The organism is Albidovulum sp., assembly GCF_049646345.1.
In the GTDB taxonomy this organism is placed as follows: domain Bacteria; phylum Pseudomonadota; class Alphaproteobacteria; order Rhodobacterales; family Rhodobacteraceae; genus Albidovulum.
In genome coordinates this window covers 1-3,148 of record NZ_JBARVQ010000902.1, presented here as the reverse complement: position 1 = coordinate 3,148, position 3,148 = coordinate 1, and the positions used below count along the sequence as shown (strand labels likewise).

The following is a 3,148-nucleotide window of genomic DNA, read 5'->3' as shown; positions in this document are numbered from 1 at the left end:
GACCAGATCGCCGTCGAAAGGCGTATGGGCGGGTACGATGGCGCGGGCCAACCCGTCATGGGCCGCGATGGCCATCCGGGTCGCCTGCGCCTTGTCGAGCCGTGCATCTGTGGCGACGATGGCGATGGTTGTGGCCTCGCCCTGTTGTTTCGACAGGACGGGTTCGTCCGCCGGATCAAACCTTGCGACCGGGCCAAGCCCGCCGAACTCCCCCCCGATCTCCCATGGCGCGGCCCAGAACTGCGGGCCACCGCCTGCGGTCACCGAACCGATGGCATTGACCGCGACCAGTGCGCCCACGGTGATGCCGCTTTCCAGAACTGCCGAGGCAGAGCCAAGCCCGCCTTTCAGGTCATGCGTTGTGGCCCCGGTCCCGGCCCCGGCCGTGCCAAGGTCGAACTCCACGCCCGCAGCGTCGAAGGCGGCACGGCCCAGCGCGTGGTAAGGGTTCTCGGCCCAGCTCTTGTCACCGCCATTCAGAAGGTCGAAAAGAATCGCCCCCGGCACAATGGGCACACGCTGATCGCCCACGGCAAAGCCCCGCCCCGTAGCGCGAAGCCCGTCGGACACCCCCGAACAGGCATCAAGACCAAAGGCCGAGCCGCCCGAGAGGACCAGCGCGTCAACCTCGGCCACCAGCTTGTCCGGTGCCAGAAGATCGGTCTCGCGCGTGCCGGGCGCGGCGCCCATGACATGAACGCCGGCGACAAAGGGACACTCGCCCAGCAACACCGTGGCGCCGGACCGCAGACGGTGATCCGAGGCATTGCCGACCCTCAGCCCCGCCACATCGGTGATCAGGTTCCGCTTGCCCGGACGCATCAGATATACGCCTTCGCGGATGCCGTCTCGGCGTCACCGGTATTGGGCGTGCCCTGCGGCTCTATCAGCAGCACTTTCGCTTCCCGTTCCGCCCTTGGCCGGTGACGCAGCCCCTTCGGCACAACAAATAACTCGCCGGGGCCCAACACATGTGTCTCGTCCCCGACATCCAGCAGCACCTCGCCCTCGATCACCAGAAAGAAGTCATCGGTATCGGGGTGGTCGTGGAACGGAAAGTCGCCCTGAAACTTGACCACCATGATGTCATTGCCGTTGTAAGCGGCGACCACCTTCGGATCCCAATGGGTGTCGAACATCGAAAGCTTCTCGGCAAGATTGACAACCTTCATCTGCGACCCTTCTTCATTGCTGAAATACCCCACGGGGGTCCGGGGGTGTGAAACCCCCGGGTTCCCTACAGTTAGGCCTTCAGCCAAACGATTTCATCCCGTTTACCTGCGGACGGCGCATCGCCCCCTCATTTCACCCCCGGTTCCGCTGTTCGAAGAACCGGTTACGCGGTACACTCGGCCCGATGACAGGGGGCACCCATGGCGGGCACTATCCGCATCGGCATCGGCGGCTGGGCCTATGCGCCCTGGCGCGGGGCATTCTATCCTGTGGACCTCGCGCAGAAGCGAGAACTGGAACATGCCGCCGGGCATCTGACCTCGATCGAGATCAACGGCACCTATTATGGGTCGCAAAAGCCCGAGAGTTTCGAACGCTGGTCCGGTGAGACGCCAGACGATTTCGTCTTTGCCGTGAAGGGCCCGCGCTTTGCCACCAACCGCCGGGTGCTGGCCGAGGCGGGCGAATCCATTCAGCGCTTTTTCGACAGCGGGGTGATGCGGCTCGGGCGCAAGCTAGGCCCCATCAACTGGCAATTCATGGCGACGAAGAAGTTCGACCCCGAGGATTTCGCGGCTTTTCTCACGCTCCTGCCGAAAAGCGTCGAGGGGCATCAGATCCGCCACGCCGTCGAGGTCCGCCATGAAAGCTTCTGCTGCCGCGACTTCATCGCCCTGGCCCGCGAACATGGCGTCGCGATTGTCACTGCGGGCGACAGCGCCTTTCCGCAGATCGCCGATCCGACCGCGCCCTTCGCCTATCTGCGCATCATGGGGACATCTGAGGACCAGCCCCTCGGTTACTCCGCAGATAAACTCGACCTCTGGGCAACACGGACCCACGCATTGTCCGAGGGGCGCGTACCGGAGGGGCTGACGACGGTGGCGACGCGTGCCGATACCGGCCCGCGCGACGTGTTCCTTTATGTGATTTCCGGTCACAAGATAGCCAATCCGGCCGCTGCAATGGCTCTGATCGAAAGGGCAGGCGCGGGCGGATAGCGCCATCGGGCGACCTTGCGACAGGTCGTTTTTTGACTAGAACCGGCAGGGCTGGATGCGGTAAACAGCGACCGAGCCCGTGGCGATGGCGTCGCCGCAGGGGCAGATGCCCCGCCGCTTGCGGAGAAATCCGCCGCAGTCCTGTACGCCGGGACCTTTCGGGGTTCCCGTGCCATCGGCCGGACCCCATCATGTGAGGTCTGAACAAATGACGGAACGTCCCCAGCAATACCGTTTTCATCAGGGCACCAAGGTCCTGCCCTTCGCCGCGTCGGAATACGATCAGCGGCTGGGCGGGCTGCGCGCGATCATGGACGCGGAAGGCGTCGATGCGGTCGTGCTCACCTCGATGCACAATATCGCCTACTATTCGGGTTTCCTCTACTGCTCTTTCGGGCGGCCCTACGCGCTTGTCGTGACCGCGGCGCAGGATGTGACGATCTCGGCCGGCATTGACGCGGCCCAGCCCTGGCGGCGGAGCCACGGTGACAACATCACCTATACCGACTGGCAGCGCGACAATTACTGGCGCGCGATCCTGTCGGTGACAGGCCCGGGCAAGGTCGTGGGCTATGAGGGCGACCACCTGACGCTCTTGCAATCGGACAAGCTGAAAGCGTTCCTGACGCCGTCGAAGGTGATCGACATCGCCCCCGCGACGATGAAACAGCGGATGCACAAATCCGCCGCCGAAATAGCGCTGATCAAGCATGGCGCCAATGTCGCCGATGTCGGTGGCTATGCGATCCGCGACGCGGTCAAGGTCGGCGCGCGCGAGATTGACGTGGCCATGGCGGGCCGTGACGCGATGGAGATGGAGATCGCCAAGCGCTTCCCCGACGCCGAGTACCGCGACACATGGGTCTGGTTCCAGTCGGGCATCAACACAGACGGGGCGCACAACCCCGTCACCGCGCGGGAATGTCAGGTTGGCGATATCCTGTCGCTCAACACCTTCCCGATGATCTCGGGCT

The 3,148-nt window shown here is 64.1% G+C and carries 4 protein-coding genes; 2 read left to right on the top strand and 2 right to left on the bottom strand.

Features of this window, described 5'->3' with window-relative positions:
• On the bottom strand, positions 1–822 hold an 822-nt coding region (locus tag WBB85_RS23535), incomplete at its 3' end, for a P1 family peptidase (RefSeq protein ID WP_432640989.1).
• The gene (locus WBB85_RS23530) at positions 822–1,172 is read right to left on the bottom strand and encodes a cupin domain-containing protein (RefSeq protein WP_432640988.1); all 351 of its coding nucleotides are present in this window, start codon (positions 1,170–1,172) and stop codon (positions 822–824) included. The genes WBB85_RS23535 and WBB85_RS23530, both read right to left, overlap by 1 nt.
• 201 nt (positions 1,173–1,373) lie before the next feature.
• Between WBB85_RS23530 and WBB85_RS23525 the strand changes: the two genes are divergently transcribed.
• Positions 1,374–2,174 (top strand): DUF72 domain-containing protein, encoded by an 801-nt coding sequence (locus WBB85_RS23525; protein ID WP_432640987.1) that lies wholly within the window; start codon positions 1,374–1,376, stop codon positions 2,172–2,174.
• 208 nt (positions 2,175–2,382) lie between these two features.
• Positions 2,383–3,148: aminopeptidase P family N-terminal domain-containing protein (locus WBB85_RS23520; RefSeq protein WP_432640986.1), on the top strand; the 766-nt coding region annotated here is incomplete at its 3' end.

Coding starts and splice junctions, on each gene's coding strand:
- WBB85_RS23530 (WP_432640988.1), bottom strand. CDS start 1,172: ATGAAGGTTGTCAATCTTGCCGAGAAGCTTTCGATGTTCGACACCCAT.
- WBB85_RS23525 (WP_432640987.1), top strand. CDS start 1,374: ATGGCGGGCACTATCCGCATCGGCATCGGCGGCTGGGCCTATGCGCCC.